The organism is Streptomyces torulosus, from assembly GCF_001419765.1.
Taxonomy (GTDB): domain Bacteria; phylum Actinomycetota; class Actinomycetes; order Streptomycetales; family Streptomycetaceae; genus Streptomyces; species Streptomyces torulosus.
Map to the genome: position 1 here is coordinate 1 of NZ_LIRK01000279.1, position 3,299 is coordinate 3,299.

Below are 3,299 nucleotides of genomic sequence, written 5' to 3' on the forward strand. Positions count from 1 at the left end.
GAGCCAGGCGGCACAGAACCTCAACTGGTTGATCACCAACTTCGTGGACAACACCCCCGGGGTGTCCCACACCGTCGTCGTGTCCGCCGACGGTCTCCTCCTGGCGATGTCGGAAGGGTTCCCGCGCGACCGCGCCGACCAGCTCGCCGCCGTCGCCTCCGGGCTCACGTCGCTCACGGCCGGGGCGTCCCGGATCTTCGAGGGCGGGAACGTGGCCCAGACAGTCGTGGAGATGGAGCGCGGCTTCCTCTTCCTCATGTCCGTCTCGGACGGCTCGTCGTTGGCCGTCCTGGCCCACCCCGAGTGCGACATCGGCCTCGTCGGCTACGAGATGGCGCTGCTCGTCGACCGTGCGGGCGCGGTGCTCACACCCGACCTGCGCGCCGAACTCCAAGGCAGTCTGCTCCACTGACGCCTGCGGATCCACAGAACTCACCACATCACCGTCCGGCCGACACAGTCCCCCCACCGGCCCCCGTCAGACGGCACGACTGACCGACTTGCTGTCCCGCTCGGAGGATCAATGACCCCGCCCACCGCTCCTCACGATCCGTACGCAGAGCCGTACGGAGACGAGGGCGACCAGCCGCTGGTTCGGCCGTACGCCATGACCGGTGGCCGGACGCGGCCGCGTTACCAGCTCGCCCTCGAGGCGCTGATCAGCACGACGGCAGACCCCGCGCACCTGATGGGGCTGCTTCCCGAGCACCAGCGGATCTGCCACCTGTGCCACGAGGTCAAGTCGGTGGCCGAGGTGTCGGCCCTGCTGTCCATGCCGCTCGGTGTGGCACGGATCCTCGTCGCGGACCTCGCGGAGGCCGGACTCGTCGCGATCCACCAGCCCGGTGGCGACGAGAACGCCGGTGGCGCGCCGGACGTGACACTGCTCGAAAGGGTGCTCAGTGGACTTCGCAAGCTCTGAACAGGGTCGGGCCACGACCTCCGCGAAGATCGTGGTGGCCGGTGGCTTCGGCGTCGGCAAGACCACGTTCGTGGGTGCCGTCTCCGAGATCAACCCGCTGCGCACCGAGGCCGTCATGACCTCCGCGTCCGCGGGTATCGACGATCTGACCCACACCGGGGACAAGACCACCACCACGGTGGCCATGGACTTCGGACGTATCACGCTCGACCAGGACCTGATCCTGTACCTGTTCGGCACGCCCGGCCAGGACCGCTTCTGGTTCATGTGGGACGACCTGGTCCGCGGTGCCATCGGCGCCGTGGTCCTGGTGGACACCCGCCGTCTCGCCGACTGCTTCCCCGCGGTCGACTACTTCGAGAACAGCGGGCTGCCGTTCGTCATCGCGCTCAACGGATTCGACGGTCAGCAGCCGTACACCCCGGACGAGGTGCGCGAGGCGCTGCAGATCGGACCCGACACCCCGATCATCACGACCGACGCCCGTCACCGCGCAGACGCCAAGAGTGCGCTGATCACGCTTGTCGAGCACGCCCTCATGGCCCGCCTGCGCTAGGGACACGGCGCGGAAAACACCGCACCCGGGCCCAAAATACTGATCAAGTCCACAACTTCATACGGCAGTTGTCGTAGATACACCGATGCCGACTGTGTCGTTTGACACGGTCGGCGTCGGTGTTCATAACGTTTCGACAGAGAAATAGGGTGGTACGACCACGCGTCGCGGTCGATCAGTACCGCTGCGCTCACAATGGCCCCGCTTTTTGCCGGGGCTCGCTCTGTATGACCGTTTTATCTGGGACTTACATCACGCGGAATCGTTGCCTCCCAGTGTTTGGAACTGCGCAACGTGACGTGCTGGAATGCCTGAACTGCCCAATAGTCAAAGACGTACTAGGGCGTGGAGTCACCCGCGGCACGACGTAGGTGCCGGCGCCGAGAGGTTGTTGGTCGAGTGAGGCGAAGCAAGAAAGGTCCCGAGCCGTCGGCGCGGGGCAACTTCACCCCGCCGCCGCGCGGAGCGGCACCCGCACAAGTGACCGGACCGGAGCCGACGGCAGCTCCCGCGCCCAGCGGAAGTCGTCTCTCCCCTCGCAACTGGCGGGTGCCCACCCGTCTGAACGCGATCCTGCTCATCCCCGTGCTGGTCGGCCTCGTCATGGGCGGCTTCCAGGTCAAGGGGTCGATCAACACCTGGCAGGAGGCCCGCGACGCCGAGAAGGTGGCCAAGATCGTGGCCGCCGCCGGCGCGTACGCCGAGGCCCTGCTCAATGAGCGCGACCTCTCCGCCGAGCCGCTGCTCCAGGGCAAGCGGGACAGCGACATCGTCAAGGACGCCCGCGCCTTCACCGACGAGAAGGCCGACGCCTTCCACACCGAGGTCGTGGGGATGCCCGACGGCCAGGGCCTGGAGCGCCGCCTCCGCCTGGTCGAGGAGGCAGAGCCGCAGCTCGACAAGATCCGGCAGACCGCGTTCACCCGCGCCGCCGACCCGGTGCAGACCGAAGAGGGCTACGTCGCCGTCGAGCACCTGCTGATGGAGTTCTCCAACGAGCTCGGCCTCGGCACCGGCAACGTCACCGCCTACGGCCGCACCGTCTACGCGATCGCCCTCGCCAAGGGTGCCTCCTCGCTGCAGCGCGCCATCGGCATGCACCTGCTGATCCGCCCCAGCGAGGACCAGGCGACCTTCCGTCGGCAGGTCACCGCGTTCACCTCGTACGCCTACCTCGAGAACGTCGCCATCCAGGAGTACGTCTCCGGTGGTACCGAGGCGGACGCCGCCCGGCTCCAGCAGGTCCTCGAGCAGAAGGAGGAGGAGGGGAAGAAGCAGGTCACCGACGCCGCGGCCGCGGCCAAGGCCAAGGGGCAGAACTTCACCCCGCCGCCCTCCTCCATGCTGAAGATGATCGAGGCGATAGGCAGCGGGCGGTCGCCCGACGAGCTGAAGGCCCAGGGCATCACCCCGGCCACCTGGATGGCCGCCTCCACCCTCAAGTTCGAGGGGTACAGCGAGGTCGAGACCGAGCTGATCAACCGCGCGGTGGACGAGGCCGGCACGATCGCCTCCGACGCCCAGCGCGACGCCTACATCAACGGCGCGATCGTCGTGGTCGCCCTGCTCGCCGCGTTCATCATCGCCGGGATCATGGCCCGCCAGATGAGCCGCTCGATGCGCCAGCTGCGCAACGCCGCCTTCGGCATCGCCGAGCAGCGCCTGCCGATGCTGGTCGACCAGCTCTCGCGCACCGACCCGGGCCGGGTCGACACGCGGGTGGCGCCGATCCCGATCACCACCACGGACGAGATCGGCGAGGTCGCCCGCGCGTTCGACCAGGTCCACCGCGAGGCCGTCCGGCTCGCCGCCGAGCAGGCC

Annotated in this window: 4 protein-coding genes; all 4 read left to right on the top strand. The window is 68.2% G+C overall.

Features of this window, described 5'->3' with window-relative positions; genetic code table 11:
• Positions 1-412: roadblock/LC7 domain-containing protein (locus AOK23_RS20150; RefSeq protein ID WP_063791368.1), on the top strand; the 412-nt coding region annotated here is incomplete at its 5' end.
• Positions 413-523: 111 nt separating this feature from the next.
• Entirely contained in the window at positions 524-922 is a 399-nt protein-coding gene (locus AOK23_RS20155; protein ID WP_009314205.1) for a DUF742 domain-containing protein, read from the top strand.
• Positions 903-1,478 carry a GTP-binding protein gene (locus AOK23_RS20160; protein WP_055714096.1) on the top strand — a complete coding sequence of 192 codons (576 nt, stop codon included), beginning with the start codon at positions 903-905 and terminating at the stop codon, positions 1,476-1,478. The genes AOK23_RS20155 and AOK23_RS20160 overlap by 20 nt, the downstream gene beginning before the upstream one ends.
• Before the next feature lie 399 nt (positions 1,479-1,877).
• Positions 1,878-3,299, top strand: a 1,422-nt coding sequence (locus AOK23_RS20165; protein ID WP_206336245.1) for a nitrate- and nitrite sensing domain-containing protein, incomplete at its 3' end; no start/stop codon positions are given.